General features: G+C 66.9%; 14 protein-coding genes. 7 read left to right on the forward strand and 7 right to left on the reverse strand.

Annotated elements, in window-relative coordinates; translation table 11 throughout:
• Positions 1-18: 18 nt before the first annotated feature.
• From serA to E2484_RS05085, 4 genes are all read left to right on the forward strand, one after another.
• Positions 19-1,605 (forward strand): phosphoglycerate dehydrogenase, encoded by a 1,587-nt coding sequence (gene serA, locus E2484_RS05070; RefSeq protein ID WP_137284154.1) that lies wholly within the window; start codon positions 19-21, stop codon positions 1,603-1,605.
• An 82-nt stretch (positions 1,606-1,687) separates the two neighbouring features.
• Positions 1,688-2,512 (forward strand): M48 family metallopeptidase, encoded by an 825-nt coding sequence (locus E2484_RS05075; protein ID WP_137284155.1) that lies wholly within the window; start codon positions 1,688-1,690, stop codon positions 2,510-2,512.
• A 20-nt stretch (positions 2,513-2,532) separates the two neighbouring features.
• Positions 2,533-2,763, forward strand: a complete 231-nt coding sequence (locus E2484_RS05080) for a hypothetical protein (protein WP_137284156.1) — start codon at positions 2,533-2,535, stop codon at positions 2,761-2,763.
• A gap of 196 nt (positions 2,764-2,959) precedes the next feature.
• A complete protein-coding gene (locus tag E2484_RS05085) occupies positions 2,960-4,177 on the forward strand; it encodes an MFS transporter (protein ID WP_321111867.1) in 1,218 nt (405 codons plus the stop codon).
• Position 4,178: 1 nt separating this feature from the next.
• Here E2484_RS05085 and E2484_RS05090 read toward each other — a convergent pair whose 3' ends face one another.
• The gene (locus E2484_RS05090; protein WP_137284158.1) at positions 4,179-4,619 is read right to left on the reverse strand and encodes a hypothetical protein; all 441 of its coding nucleotides are present in this window, start codon (positions 4,617-4,619) and stop codon (positions 4,179-4,181) included.
• A 131-nt stretch (positions 4,620-4,750) separates the two neighbouring features.
• The gene (gene thrC, locus E2484_RS05095) at positions 4,751-6,025 is read right to left on the reverse strand and encodes a threonine synthase (protein WP_137284159.1); all 1,275 of its coding nucleotides are present in this window, start codon (positions 6,023-6,025) and stop codon (positions 4,751-4,753) included.
• A 245-nt stretch (positions 6,026-6,270) separates the two neighbouring features.
• Between thrC and E2484_RS05100 the strand changes: the two genes are divergently transcribed.
• A complete protein-coding gene (locus tag E2484_RS05100) occupies positions 6,271-6,735 on the forward strand; it encodes a DUF6789 family protein (RefSeq protein ID WP_137284160.1) in 465 nt (154 codons plus the stop codon).
• Here the strand turns inward: E2484_RS05100 and E2484_RS05105 are convergent, their stop codons facing one another.
• On the reverse strand, positions 6,736-7,737 hold the full coding sequence (locus E2484_RS05105; RefSeq protein WP_321111870.1) for a CapA family protein: 1,002 nt from the start codon (positions 7,735-7,737) through the stop codon (positions 6,736-6,738).
• Positions 7,738-8,144: 407 nt separating this feature from the next.
• Here E2484_RS05105 and E2484_RS05110 point away from each other — a divergent pair, with 407 nt between their 5' ends.
• Both E2484_RS05110 and E2484_RS05115 read left to right on the forward strand, forming a co-directional pair.
• Positions 8,145-8,630 (forward strand): hypothetical protein, encoded by a 486-nt coding sequence (locus E2484_RS05110; RefSeq protein ID WP_321111871.1) that lies wholly within the window; start codon positions 8,145-8,147, stop codon positions 8,628-8,630.
• A 159-nt stretch (positions 8,631-8,789) separates the two neighbouring features.
• On the forward strand, positions 8,790-9,254 hold the full coding sequence (locus E2484_RS05115; RefSeq protein WP_137284161.1) for a hypothetical protein: 465 nt from the start codon (positions 8,790-8,792) through the stop codon (positions 9,252-9,254).
• A gap of 55 nt (positions 9,255-9,309) precedes the next feature.
• Here E2484_RS05115 and E2484_RS05120 read toward each other — a convergent pair whose 3' ends face one another.
• The 4 genes from E2484_RS05120 to E2484_RS05135 form a co-directional block, all read right to left on the reverse strand.
• Positions 9,310-10,158 (reverse strand): manganese catalase family protein, encoded by an 849-nt coding sequence (locus E2484_RS05120; protein WP_137284162.1) that lies wholly within the window; start codon positions 10,156-10,158, stop codon positions 9,310-9,312.
• A 110-nt stretch (positions 10,159-10,268) separates the two neighbouring features.
• Entirely contained in the window at positions 10,269-11,246 is a 978-nt protein-coding gene (gene argF, locus E2484_RS05125; protein WP_137284163.1) for an ornithine carbamoyltransferase, read from the reverse strand.
• Complete coding sequence (locus E2484_RS05130; protein ID WP_137284164.1) at positions 11,243-12,310, reverse strand: [LysW]-lysine hydrolase; 1,068 nt, start codon at positions 12,308-12,310, stop codon at positions 11,243-11,245. The genes argF and E2484_RS05130 overlap by 4 nt, the downstream gene beginning before the upstream one ends.
• Complete coding sequence (locus tag E2484_RS05135; protein WP_137284165.1) at positions 12,307-13,446, reverse strand: aspartate aminotransferase family protein; 1,140 nt, start codon at positions 13,444-13,446, stop codon at positions 12,307-12,309. Before E2484_RS05135 ends, E2484_RS05130 begins: the two co-directional genes overlap by 4 nt.
• Positions 13,447-13,448 lie beyond the last annotated feature (2 nt).

Raw genomic sequence — 13,448 nt, forward strand, 5'->3', positions numbered from 1 at the left:
GCACGACTTCCCGTACGCATGAAAGTCCTCGTAACGGACCCGATTGCGGACGCTGGTTTAGACAGACTGAGAGAGGCGGGCCACGAAGTCGAAACCGCCTACGACGTCGAAGGAGACGCGCTCCTGTCGGCCGTCTCGGACGCGAACGGTCTCATCGTCCGCTCGGGAACCGACGTGAACGAGGAGGTCTTCGAGGCCGCCACGGACCTCGTCATCGTCGGCCGTGCAGGTATCGGCGTCGACAACATCGACATCGAATCGGCGACCGAACACGGCGTCATCGTCGCCAACGCTCCGGAGGGGAACGTCCGGGCCGCGGCCGAACACACCGTCGCCATGACGTTCGCCGCCGCGCGTTCGATTCCGCAGGCCCACGCCCGCCTGAAAGATGGCGAGTGGGCGAAGGGCGACTACCTCGGCACGGAGGTCAACGCCAAGACCCTCGGCGTCGTCGGACTCGGCCGCGTCGGCCAAGAGGTCGCCAGGAAACTCGACTCGCTCGGGATGGACCTCGTGGCCTACGACCCCTACATCAGCGAGGACCGCGCCAAGCAACTCGGCGCCGAACTGGTCGACCTCGACGAGTGTCTCGACCGGGCGGACTTCCTGACGGTCCACACCCCGCTCACGCCCGAGACGGAGGGTCTCATCAGCGACGAGGAACTCGCCCAAATCGAAGGCGGCTATCTGATCAACTGCGCCCGTGGCGGCGTCGTGGACGAGGACGCGCTCGCAGAAGCGGTCGAAGACGGCGTCCTCGCGGGTGCCGCGGTGGACGTGTTCGCCGACGAACCCGTCTCGCCGGACAACCCCCTGCTCGACGTAGAGGACGTGGTGGTGACTCCCCATCTCGGAGCAAGCACCGAGGCCGCACAGGAGAACGTCGCCACCAGCACGGCCGACCAAGTGGCCGCGGCGTTCGCCGAAGAACCGGTCGTCAACGCGCTCAACGCCCCCTCCATCGACGAGAGCGCGTTCCCCCGCGTCGAACCGTACATCGGTCTCGCGGAGACCGCGGGCAAGATCGCCACCCAACTGCTGGACGAACGCATCAGTTCCATCGAGGTCCACTACGAGGGCGACATCGCCGAGGAGGACGTGGAACTCGTCACCGCCAGCGCCCAGAAGGGCGTGTTCCAACCCCTCGAATGGCAGGTCAACGCGGTCAACGCGCCACAAATCGCCGAGGAGCGCGGCGTCGAGGTGACCGAGTCCAAGACCCGCCAGACCGAGGACTTCCAGAGTCTGGTTCGCGTGACCGTCTCGGGCGACGAGGAGTCCATCAGCGTCGAAGGGACCCTGTTCGCGGGCGACGACCCCCGCATCGTCCGCGTGGACGACTACCGAATCGACGCCATCCCGCACGGCCACATGCTGGTCGCCCGCAACGAGGACGCACCGGGCGTCATCGGCTTCATCGGAACCGTCCTCGGCGACCACGAGGTCAACATCGCGGGGATGTTCAACGCCCGCGAGGCCATCGGCGGCGAGGCGCTGACCGTCTACACGCTCGACGCACAGGTGCCCGACGAGGCCAAGGAGGCGCTGGAGAACGACGACCGAATCATCGAAGCGCGGTACATCGAACTGAACGGCGCGAAGTAGGCGTTTTCGCCCCTCACTCTTCAACTCGAGTAGAGTCGAACAACCGCCGTTTATTAGTGGCGTCGCTGTCCACGCCCCGTACATGAGAAATCTCGGCTTGAAAGCGCGAATGGCGGTCGTCGGGTCGATGCTGTTCGTGTTCTACGCGGTGGCCGCCGCCGCGGCGATGGTAATATTCGACTTCCCGCTAGTACTCGTTGCACTCGGGAGCGTCGCCTTCGTCGGCGTCCAGTACAAAATCGGCAAGTGGGCCGCGCTCCGGAGCGTCGGCGCGGAGGACATGCCCGAAGACCGCTTCCCCGACGTTCACCGACAGGTCGAGTCGCTATCGAAGGACATGGGAATCGACAAGCCCCGACTGATGGTCGCCCGCATGGGCGTACCCAACGCCTTCGCGGTCGGGCGCAAGGGCGCGGGCACCGTCGTCGTCTCGGAGGAACTCCTCCAGATGCTCGACCCCGACGAGGTCGAGGGCGTCCTCGCGCACGAACTCGCCCACATCCGGAACCGCGACGTGGTGATGATGGTCCTCGGGCAGGGCGTGGCCTCCATCGTCGCCATCGTCGCCCAGTGGGCGGTCCTGCTGACCGGCGACAACGACCTCGCGGACTTCTTCCTCGCCATCGTCGTGGGCCAGATCACCCAGATGCTCGTGATGGTGTTCGTCTTCGCCATCTCGCGCTACCGCGAGTACGTCGCGGACCGCGACGCTGCAGACGAAATCGGCAGCGGCGAACCGCTGGCCTCCGCGCTCGAAAAGATTAGCCGCGGGAGCGAACGCGCCCGCGAGTCCAAAATCGACTCCGAAACGAGCGCGCTGTGCATCTTCGGTGAGGGGACCGGCCTCGCGCGACTGTTCGCCAGTCACCCGCCGGTCGAGAAGCGAATCGAGCGCCTACGTAACTGACGGGCTTGGACGAGACAATTATGGACCTCCGAACCCTCCTCGCGGCCGTCCTCGGCGTCGGTCTCGGTTTGCTCTTCGTCGCGGCCCCGGAGGCGGTCGTGAAGATTCACACAGCAGGTCGAAGGCCACCCGGCCGCGGCGGCGAGTACGGCGAGGAGTCGGTCGCGGGTCGGTGGCGGCGGCTTGTGCAGGCCGTCGGTATCGCCCTCGTCGCGGTCGGTCTCTACTTCGGTGCGACCGCACTCGGATAGGGTCACTCCTGTTCGGCTTCAAACGACTGTAGGATTGCTTCGGACAACTCTCTAATACTTTAACGGGTATATCCATTGCTCACTTCCGACCGGCGACGGCCGGTGTTCGCCACTCACCCCCGACAGTTCGTCACGACTTCCCCACACTCCTGCCGGAAAACTCGAACTCAAATACCCACACCTCTTTGCTCCGATAGTGTCACACGGCCGCGCCGAGGAGTCGAGCGAGCGTCTGGTGACTGGCTACTCCGGCCGCCTCTTGCTCGCCGTCTCGCTGGGGTGGGCCGCCATCCAGACTGGCCGACTCGTCCTCTCGCCGCTCTTGCCGACCGTGATGGACGACCTGGCTATCACCGAGTTTCAGGCGGGGATGGCCTTCACGATTCTCTGGGGACTGTACGCGCTCTGCCAGTATCCGAGCGGTCGGCTCTCCGACAACCTGACCCGCAAGACCCTGCTGGTCGCCGGTCTCTCGCTCGTCGTCGCCGGGTTCGTCGCTCTCGCGAGCGCCCCGAACTACCCGCTCTTCCTGCTCGGCGCGGCGGTCGTGGGTACCGGCGCGGGTCTCTACCCGACCCCGGCGCGGGCGCTGGTCTCGGACCTGTTCGTGAAGCGCCGCGGGCAGGCGTTCGGACTCCACACCGCTTCCGGCGACATCGGCGGCGCGGCCGCGGCCGGACTCGCCGTCGCGGCGCTCGCGCTCGCCGGTTGGCGGTCGGCCTACGCACCCGTCGTCGCCGTCCTCGCGGGCGTGGCGCTGGCGCTCCACGTCTGGGGTCGGGAGCAGTACGTCCGGCCCGAGGCCGACCGCGATGCTCTCGTCGCCGGACTCTCGGACGCGCGAGCGACCGCCGGTCGCCTCTGGACGAACCCCCGGATGCGGTGGCTCCTGTTGGCCTACGCGCTGTACGCCTTCACGTGGCAGAGCGCGGCCGGATTCCTGCCGACCTTCCTCCGGGCGGCGAAGGGGTTCCCGGCCGGTCTCGCCAGCGGCGGGTTCGCGGTCCTGTTTCTGGTCGGTGCGGCCGTCAAGCCGGTAGCGGGGTCGCTCGGCGACCGGTTCCCTCGGGCCGGAGTCGCCGCCGGGGCGCTGGTCGTCGCGGCGCTCGCGCTCGCCGGTCTACTGGCCGCGTCCGGCACGCTCGCGGTCGGCGTCGCCGTCGTCGCGTTCGCGGCCGGACTCATGGCTTACCCGCCGGTGATGCAGGCGCTCTTGATGGACACGTTTCCGGACGGAAGCATGGGCGGCGACCTCGGCGCGACTCGGACCGTCTACATCGGCCTCGGAAGCCTCGGGCCGAGTTACGTCGGGTTCGTCGCGGGTCGGGTCTCCTACGCCGCGGCGTTCGCGGGGTTACTGGGGTGTTTGCTCGTGAGCGCGGCGATAGTCGTCGGACTGGCCCGGAGCGAGTAGGTTACCGGAACCAGCTTTTCACCCGCGCTAGCAGACCGGCCTCCTGTTTGCGTCCGGTCCACTCGAAGTCGTCGTCGGCTTCACTGCTGCCGTCGATTCGGTCGCGGTAGGATTCGGTCCGAGACTCCAGAATCTGCTCGTTTCGCGTGATAACCGCGTCGAGTTGGGACTCCTTGCGCGCTAACCGTCGTTCGAGACAGTCCACTTCGTCCTCCAGTTGCGCGCGCTCGGCCAGCAGGTCCTCGTACTCGCGCTCGTACTCCCGGCAGAGTCGCTCGCGCCAGTCGTCGAGTTCCGGCCGTAGCTGTTCGTAGATGCGTTGCGGACAGACCACCACTACCAGTTCCTCGTCGGTGTCGGGCCTCCAGTCCGACCCGTCTGCTCGCCCTCCCTCGGGTAGCCTCTCTCCGTCGTGAGTGCGTTCGGGGGTCTCGATACTCACGCAACGATACACGGTACCGAGGTCCAAAAAGGCGCGTCAGACGGGAAGATGACGCGTCAGACGGGCGAACGACGGTGTTTCGACTGGAGATGACACGCCGCGGCTCCCCGCGGGCGTCGGGCGAGTCGTCGCTACTTCGAGAGGTGGTCGAGCACGCCTTCGGTGTCGGCCGGAACCGGTTCGGGGTCCGCCCCGGCGGCCGCCGCGGCGTCGGGGTCTTTCAGCAGGTGACCCGTCGTCAGACAGACGACCTGTTCGTCGGCCGCGATTTCGCCCGACTCGCGCAACGTCCGGAGTCCGGCGACCGACGCCGCGCTCGCGGGTTCGACGCCCACGCCGTCGCGGGCGAGCGCGCGCTGGGCGTTCGTGATCTCCTCGTCCGAGACCGCGACCGCAGTGCCGCCGGTCTCGCGGATGCCGGGCAGGGCCTTCGGCGCGTTGACGGGATTCCCGATTCGGATGGCGGTCGCACGGGTCTCGACTTCCTCCCAGCGGCGCACCTCGTCGCGGCCCTCTTCGATGGCTTCGACCATCGGAGCGGCGCCCTCGGCCTGTACGCCGGTCAGTGCTGGAACCTCCTCGGGGTCGAGCGCCCCGGCGGCGACGAGTTCGCGGAACGCTTTGTAGAGGGCCGCGGTGTTGCCCGCGTTGCCGACCGGCAGGACGATTCGGTCGGGCAAGTCGCCCGTCTGGTCGCGGAACTGTTCCAGAATCTCCAGGCCGATGGTCTTCTGGCCCTCCAGTCGGAACGGGTTCAGCGAGTTGAGGAGGTAGGCCTCCCCGCGGTCGGCGAGGTCCGACACGACGTCGAGGCAGGCGTCGAAGTTGCCGTCCACTTCCAGGATTCGCGCGCCGTGGAGGCTGGCCTGCGCGACCTTGCCCGCCGCGACCTTTCCGGCGGGGAGGAGGACCAGAACCTCCGTGCCTGCGCGCGACCCGTAGCACGCGAGCGCGGCGCTCGTGTTGCCCGTGGACGCACACGCGAGTCGATTCACGCCCAGTTCCTCGGCCACGCGCACGCCGACGGTCATCCCGCGGTCTTTGAAACTCCCGGTCGGGTTCATCCCCTCGTGTTTGACCCGGAGGTCCGCGACGCCCACCTCGTCCTCGATGGTCGGGACCGAGTAGAGCGGGGTGTCGCCTTCCTCGATGCTCACGCCCGACTCGAAGGGGAGGGCGGCCGAGTATCGCCAGACGCCTCGCGCCGTCGAGTCGGTGAAGTCGTCGAGCGTCGGATGGTCGGCGTACCGGACCTCCAACAGACTTTCGCAGTCGGGACACCGATACCGGACCTCCTCGAAGGGAGCACCGGTCCAGTCGCAGTCGATGCAGGCTAGCCAGACGCCGTCGTCGGCGTCGGACGGAACGGACTCGTCGGCAGTGCCGGAGAGCGCCAAGTCGGTCATTGCGCGTTTGAAAGCAGTCGAAGGGGAAAAAGCAGTTGGTGGCGGTGATACTGACGGCGTGGAATCGCCCGAAGAGGGAACGCACGACCGGGGCGACACCGTCTATTCGTCTCGTTCGTCGTCTCAGAACCGAAGCCAGACGACGGGCGTGAGACGCTGCTCCGTCGTCGTAGTGTTCGGGCGGGTGTGCAGGCGACCTGCACACCCGCCGAACCGGTATTGAAGTAATGCGCGAACTGAACGACATGGCTTCCGAAACCACGACGGCAGTCGAGACGCCAACCGAACAGTTCGCGTGGAAGGGCGGTGCGCTCGCCGGTCTCCTCGCGGGAATCGTCATGGGCGCGATGCTCACGACACAGATGGGACCGGTCATCCGCGTCGCCATCCCCTCGATGTACGGACTGGAGGGCCTCGCGGCCGGATGGGTCGCTCACCTCTTCCACTCCGTCGCCCTCGGCGTCGCCTTCGCCGTGGTCGCGGGCGTGGTCGGTTCCGGCGAGTCTACCGGTCGTAGCGCGGCGCTCGGCGTTGGTTACGGCGTCGTCCTCTGGGTCATCCTCGCGGCGCTCGTCATGCCCATTTGGCTCGGTGCGGTCGGGTCGCCCGCGAACCCGCCGCTCCCGAACTTCGACCCCCAGAGCCTCGTCGGTCACGTCGTCTACGGTCTCGTTCTCGGCGTCGTCTTCCCGTACGTCCGGGACCTGTAGTCAGAGTTCGAGTAGGAGTTCCTCGCCCTCTTTCTCGAACTCAGTCCCGAACGCCGCCGATAGCTCACGCATCCGCGACCTGCTCCACTCCGCCGCGTCCGAACTCGCTTCGTGGACCGCGAAGTCGTAGATTTCGGTCGGCACGAGTCGCAGTTCCGAGATTTCACCGCCTTCGACCGCGACCTCGAAGAGGAAGCTCCGGTCGTTGCGCAGGTTCGAGTCCACGGCGTAGTCGTCCACGAAGTCGCCGCAGTCGTACAGAATCGGCGTCCCGTTGTGGACCTCGACGCCCTGAAAGACGTGGGCGCTGTGGCCGTGAATCAGGTCCACCCCGCGCTCGGCGAGCCAGCGGCCGAACCGCCGGAAGTGGTCGGGTGGCTCTTCGACCATGTTGGGTCCCCAGTGGAGCGACGCCACCAGCAAGTCGGGGTCGGTTTCGCGGGCGTGGGCCAGCATCTCGGCCATCGTCTCGCAGGCCTCGCCCTCGTTCGAGAGGTCGAGATACGCCGTTCCGGGGTCGTCGGGACCGGCCGCGAACTCGGGCGTGTTGTCTGTCGCCGAGACGAACGCGATTCGGAGATTCTCGTCGTCGGACTTCTCTATTTCGACCGCGGCCGGACGCCGCGCGTCCTCGCGGTCCTCGCCAGCACCGGAGCGGCCGATGCCCGCCGAGTCGAGGTGGTCGAGCGTGTCGAGGAGGGCGGTCTCGCCGTAGTCCATGAGGTGGTTGTTCGCGAGACTCGCCCACTCGACGCCCGCCGCGTCGAGCGCGGGCACCGCCCAGTCCGGGTCGGCCCGGAAGTGAAACGGTCGACGCGTTCTGGTCCACCGCTCGCCGCGCGTCGAGAGGCAACACTCCAAGTTGACGAACACGCCGTCGAGCGCGCGCAGGCGGTCGGCGAGATTCCCCCAGACGGCGGCCGCCGGACGCCGTTCGTGACGCTGGCGCTCGTCCACCTTCCGGCCGAGCATCACGTCGCCCGTGAAGCCGAGTCGTGGCACGTGTTTTCACCCCCCTATTTCGTTTGGAGAGCGACCGGCAAAAGGTTCCGGCCTCCGCGGGACGTCCCGGTCGGACCACGGAAAGAATCGTACTTATTTATATAAAATCCGTATTCATTTCCTAAATATTGGAGAATATTGCCGAAGGTCCGGATTCGTCGTCCGAGGGCGACCGCTCGAATCGACGCGGTCGGCGCGGCCGCTCGACTCGAACCGGGCGTCGTATCGACGACTCGGCCAGTAGCGGCCGAGGACCCCACTCCGTCGGACGATCGGCAGTTCCTCGAACGAACGTCTACGGCGCGTCTCTCCCGTTTCGGTTTGGGCCAGATAATCGGGCTTTCAGGCGCTGTACTGTCGGTATTTCCTCGAATAAGTATATCTCCTCTGCCGTCCTCTAGACGGTCATGGCTTCTAATACCCAAACTGAAGCGGAGAGTCTCGTCGGTGAAGAAACTGTAGAGGGAGTCGGAACGGTAGAACGAACGTGGTCGAGTGCGATTCTCGGCGGACTCGCGGGCGGCCTCGTCTTCGGCGTCCTGCTCCAGACGATGGGGATGATGCCCGCCATCGCCTCGCTCTACGGCATGGAGAGCGTCGTCGTCGGGTGGACGGCCCACCTGTTCCACAGCGTCGTGTTCGCGCTGGTCTTCGCGGCCGCAGTGGTCCGCACGGACTACCGGGACGCGGAACTCGGACCGATTACCGCGCTCGGAGCGGGGTACGGTGTCGTCCTCTGGTTCGTCGCGGCGGCTATCGCGATGCCCCTCTGGATGGGCGCACTCGGGATGGATGCTCCTGCGATTCCGAACCTCGACGCGAGCAGTCTCGTCGGCCACGTCCTCTACGGCGTGGTGCTCGGCGCGGTGTTCGCAGTCGCGCGGCGGCGCTGAACGATTTTTCCGAACGTCGAGAACCGACCTCCCGACGCCGCAGGAAGGTGACGGATAAGTATCAATTTCGCCCGATAATCGGTCGTGACTCCTCGTCGCTGGCGTGAACGGTGCGAACGAACGCGCCAGTTTTTGAGCCACGGTACCAGAGTACAGAATATGGCCGAAGCCGAAACCACGGTTCGACGCGAGCGGCGCGACGAGAGTCGGTGGCTCGGCGCGGCGGTCGCCGGACTCGCTGGCGGACTCGTCTTCGGTCTCTATCTCCAGTTCGTCGTTGGCGTCCTTCCGCCGCGGGCGACGGCCGACGGCGTGGGGTCGCTGGCGTTCGATTGGGCCGTCCACCTGTTCCACAGTCTCGTGTTCGCCGTCGTCTACGCCGAACTCGTGAGTTGGTCGCACCTCGCGCGCTACGCCGACCGCCCCGCGACCGGGGCAGCGGTGGGCGCTGGCTACGGCGTCGTCCTCTGGGCCCTCGCTACTCTCGCCATCGTGGCGTTCTGGGCCGTGGCGAACACCGTCTGGATACTTCCGATTCCGGGGCCGAACCTCGAAAGCCTCGTCGGCCACGTCCTCTACGGCGTGGTCCTCGGTACCGTCTTTGCGGTCGTCCGCCGGGCGTGAGTCGGACGCCCGGCCGTCCCGCTACTCCTCGCAGTGTCGTCTTCCCGTCGCTCCGCTACTCCTCGTCTTCGATGGTCGAGTCCTCGGGGCCTCCGCTGGCTTCGTTGTACATTTCCTTTATGGCCTTCTCGAGCTGGGGATTCCCACCACCGGGCTGGTTTCCGAACGAGAACTCGCCCTTCCCGTCGATGGACACCCCTTCCGTCCAGCGTTCGTGGGGGTTCTCGCGCTCCTCGCGGAATGTGGACATGAACTCGTAGTTGTACTCCTGGTTCTCCTTCTCCTGCGGGAAACTCGCGGGGACGGGGACGGTCTCGCCCATCTCCTCCAGCGCGGCGTGCCACTGGTTCTGGTGCATCGTGTCGCGGGCGATGAGGTACGCGAGCATGTCCTTCATCCCCGGGTCGTCGGTCATCTCGTAGAGGCGAGTCGCCAACAGTCGGCCGGTGGATTCGGCCATGATGTTGGCGTACATGTTCGCGGCGAGGTTCCCGCTGGCGACGACGAAGTTCCCGCTGAAGGGGTTCCCGTTGGCGTCCACCGGCATCGCGTGAAGTCCGGCAGAGAGCGCCTGTCGCGGTTGGCCGCCCTTCAACATCGCGTCGATGACGGCGTCGTTCTCGCGGGCCTCCTCGCGCATCTCCTCGGGCGCGCCCTGCAGGTTCTTCGAGACGGCGGTGGCGAGCATCTCGATGTGACCCAACTCCTCGGCCGCGGTCTCCATCAGCAGGTTCCGGTACTCCTGCTTCTGCTTCGGGACTCCGAAGGCCTGAAACATGTACTGGAGCGCGACCCGCATCTCACCTTCGACCCCGCCGATGGCCTGCTGCAACATCTTGGCGAAGTACGGATCCGGCTCTTCGACCTCGACGTCGTACTGAAGTTCGTTGTCGTGGTAAAACACGGTTTCTCTCCTCAGAAATTCACCACCGCCACCTCGTAATCTGTTTTGGCTGTTGACAATAATATCGCTCTAGTTGAATTGTTCCCGATAGCTCCGAGTCTCTCGCCCGGTCACTCCGCCCCGAGCAGATGGGCCAACAGCGCCTTCTGGGTGTGCATCCGGTTCTCGGCCTGCTCCCAGACGACTGTCCGGTCGCTCTCCAGTACGTCGGCGGTTATCTCCTCGCCGCGGTGGGCGGGCAGGCAGTGCATCACGGTCGCCTCCGGCGCACCTGCGAGCAGGTCGTCGTTCACCTGAAAGCCCTCGAAGTCGCCGAGTTTCGCTTCGCGCTCTTCCTCCTCGCCCATGCTGACCCACACGTCGGTGTACACCACGTCCGCACCCTCGACTGCCGCCTCGGGGTCGTGGACGACCTCGGGTGCGCAACCTCGTTCGTCGGCACGCGCCAACACGTCGTCGTCGGGTTCGTACCCTTCGGGCGTCGCCATCGTCAGGTCGAGTCCGGCCATCGCGGCCCCCACGGCGAACGATTGGGCCACGTTGTTGCCGTCGCCGACCCACGCGACTTCCACGTCTTCGAAGCCGCCGAACTGCTCGTAGATGGTGAACAGGTCCGCGAGGGTCTGACACGGGTGGGCGTCGTCCGAGAGACCGTTTACCACCGGAACCGAGGCGTGGGCCGCCATCGATTCGAGGGCGTCGTGGTCGAACACCCGGGCCATCACGGCGTCTACGTACCGCGAGAGGGCGCGGGCGGTGTCGGCGACCGGTTCGCCGTGGTCGAGGTGGGTCGTGTCCGGCCCGAGGTAGACCGCGTGGCCGCCCAACTGGGTCATCCCCGTCTCGAAGGAGACCCGCGTCCGGGTACTCGGCTTCTCGAACAGCATGGCGAGCGTCCGGTTGGGCAGGACCGCGTGGGGCTTGCCTGCGCGATGGGCGACCTTCAACTCCCCTGCGGTCGAGAACACTTCGGCGAGTTCGTCGTCCGAGAGGTTGTCTACGTCGAGGAAGTGGCTGGCTGGCGGTTCGTCGTTCGGGTCGGTCGAGTCCGTCGAATCTGTCGCGGTTTCGCTGGCGTATTCGTTCATGGTTCGGCGAGGGTCTCGGAGACGTCGGTCAGGACCGCGACGGCGCGGTCGAACTCTCCGAGGTCGAGGTGTTCGTTCGGCGCGTGGTCCAACTCGGAGTCGCCGGGACCGTAGGTCGCCATCGGGCAGTCCCACACCCCGGCGTAGAGGTTCATGTCGCTGGTTCCGGTTTTGCGAAGGAGTCGAGGGTCGCCCCCGACTCGTCGAATCGCGGCCCGGAACGCTCGCGCCACCTCGGACCGCGGCGTCTCCATCACGGGCGGAATCGGCGTCTTCCAGTCGATTTCGCCCGAGTCCAACTCGCCTTCGACCGTCTCCCGAATCTCCGCCGCGGTCTCGCCGGGCGGAATCCGGAACTGGACCTCCGCGCTCGCCTCGACCGAGAGACCGTCCGCGGCGGTCCCGCCGGAGAACGCCACCGGCTTGGCAGTCACCTGCTCGAAGACTGGGGTTTCGGCGTCGTCCTCGGCGAACTGCGCTTCGACCGCCTGCCACCACGCCATCGCCTCCTGCACCGCGTTTGGGTCGGGCCGGGAGGTGTGGGCCGAGTCGGTGCTGACCGCGTACTCGCCCGCCAGAAAGCCCCGATAGCCGAGCGTCACGCCGTCGGCACCGGAGGGTTCGCCGTTGACCAGTGCGTCGGGTGCCCCGCGGTCCTCCACGAGGTGGCGCGCGCCGCGGGAGTCGGTCTCCTCGCCGACGACGCCGACGAAACTGACGCCGGTCTCGACCGCCGCGACTGCCATCGCCGCGAGCGGTCCTTTGGCGTCCACGCTCCCGCGACCCCAGAGTTGGGCCGTCCCCTCTCCGTCTTCTTCCACCTGCACCGGGATGTCGCCCGGTACGGTGTCGACGTGCGACGTGAGCAGGACCGAATCGTCGGCGGGGGCGCGGACGTTACCCACGTCGTCCAGCCAGACCTCCCGGCCCCGCTCCTCGAAGAAGGCCGCGAGGCGCTCGGCGCACTCTCGTTCGTCGCCCGAGGGCGAGGGAATCGTCACGAGGTCGGCGAGCAGTTGGCGGGCCGCCTCGCTACTCACGGCAACGTTGGCACTCGCGCTCACGCCGACACCTCCGAGAGGACGCTCTCCAGCGCCGCGACCACTTCGTCGGCGTGGGTCTTGTCGATGGTCAGCGGCGGGAGCAGGCGCACCACGGTCCGGCCCGCGGGAAGCGCCAGAATTCCGTGGTCCATCGCCAGGTGCTTCAGCAGGCGGTTCGCGCCCTGCTCGACCTTCGCACCGAGGAGCAGCCCCTCGCCGCGAACCGTGCGGATTGGTAACTCACTACCCCTCAGTTTCGACTGGAGATGACTCCCGATTTCCGCGGCGTTCTCCGGCAGGTTCTCGTCGGCGATTACCGAGAGCGTGGCTTCCGCGGCCGCGCTGACGACCGGCCCGCCCGAGAACGTCGAACCGTGAGACCCCGCGCTCTCGGCTATCCAGTCGGCACAGAGGGTCGCGCCCACGGGGAGACCGCCGCCCAACCCCTTCGCCGAGGTGAGTACGTCGGGCACGACCCCGCGCTTCTCGCAGGCCCAGAGCGCCCCGGTCCGGCCGAGACCGGTCTGGATTTCGTCCAGAATCAGGGCCGACCCGGTTTCGTCCGTCACCCCGCGGGCAGTTTGCAGGTACCCCTCCGGGGCCGGGTTCACGCCGCCCTCGCCCTGAATCGGTTCGAGCAGGACCGCGGCGGTCTCGTCGTCTACCGCCTCGGCGAGTGCCTCGTCGTCGCCGTAGGGGACGAACTCGAAGTCCCCGGCGAGGGGTTCGAAGGGCTTCTTGTACTTGGGCTTCCACGTCGCGGAGAGCGACCCCAGCGTCCGACCGTGGAAGCCGCGCTGGGCCGCGACGACTTTCGAGTTGCCGGTCGCGCTCCGGGCGAACTTGATGGCGGCCTCGTTGGCCTCGGTCCCGGAGTTGCAGAGCCAGACGTTCTCCACGTCGCCGGGCGCGACCGCGGCGAGTTTGTCGTAGAGCGCGTCACGGGCCGAGTTGGGGTAGCTGGCCTGCACGAAGGTCAGCTTCTCGACCTGCGACTGGACCGCCGAGACGACCTCGGGGTGGCAGTGGCCGACCGCGGCGACGCCGTAGCTCGCGCCAAAGTCGAGGAACTCGTTGCCCGCATCGTCGTAGAGATACGGTCCCTCACCCGATTCGATCTGAATGGGCTTCTCGGAGTAGACGAACCCGCCGGTCATCT

This window comes from Halorussus salinisoli, assembly GCA_005239435.1.
Classification (GTDB): domain Archaea; phylum Halobacteriota; class Halobacteria; order Halobacteriales; family Haladaptataceae; genus Halorussus; species Halorussus salinisoli.

What these genes read in the sequence shown, in the direction of transcription:
- E2484_RS05075 (WP_137284155.1), top strand. Translation starts at nt 1,688, where the DNA reads ATGAGAAATCTCGGCTTGAAAGCGCGAATGGCGGTCGTCGGGTCGATG.
- E2484_RS05080 (WP_137284156.1), top strand. Translation starts at nt 2,533, where the DNA reads ATGGACCTCCGAACCCTCCTCGCGGCCGTCCTCGGCGTCGGTCTCGGT.
- serA (WP_137284154.1), top strand. Translation starts at nt 19, where the DNA reads ATGAAAGTCCTCGTAACGGACCCGATTGCGGACGCTGGTTTAGACAGA.
- E2484_RS05135 (WP_137284165.1), bottom strand. Translation starts at nt 13,446, where the DNA reads ATGACCGGCGGGTTCGTCTACTCCGAGAAGCCCATTCAGATCGAATCG.
- thrC (WP_137284159.1), bottom strand. Translation starts at nt 6,025, where the DNA reads ATGACCGACTTGGCGCTCTCCGGCACTGCCGACGAGTCCGTTCCGTCC.
- E2484_RS05100 (WP_137284160.1), top strand. Translation starts at nt 6,271, where the DNA reads ATGGCTTCCGAAACCACGACGGCAGTCGAGACGCCAACCGAACAGTTC.
- argF (WP_137284163.1), bottom strand. Translation starts at nt 11,246, where the DNA reads ATGAACGAATACGCCAGCGAAACCGCGACAGATTCGACGGACTCGACC.
- E2484_RS05110 (WP_321111871.1), top strand. Translation starts at nt 8,145, where the DNA reads ATGGCTTCTAATACCCAAACTGAAGCGGAGAGTCTCGTCGGTGAAGAA.
- E2484_RS05115 (WP_137284161.1), top strand. Translation starts at nt 8,790, where the DNA reads ATGGCCGAAGCCGAAACCACGGTTCGACGCGAGCGGCGCGACGAGAGT.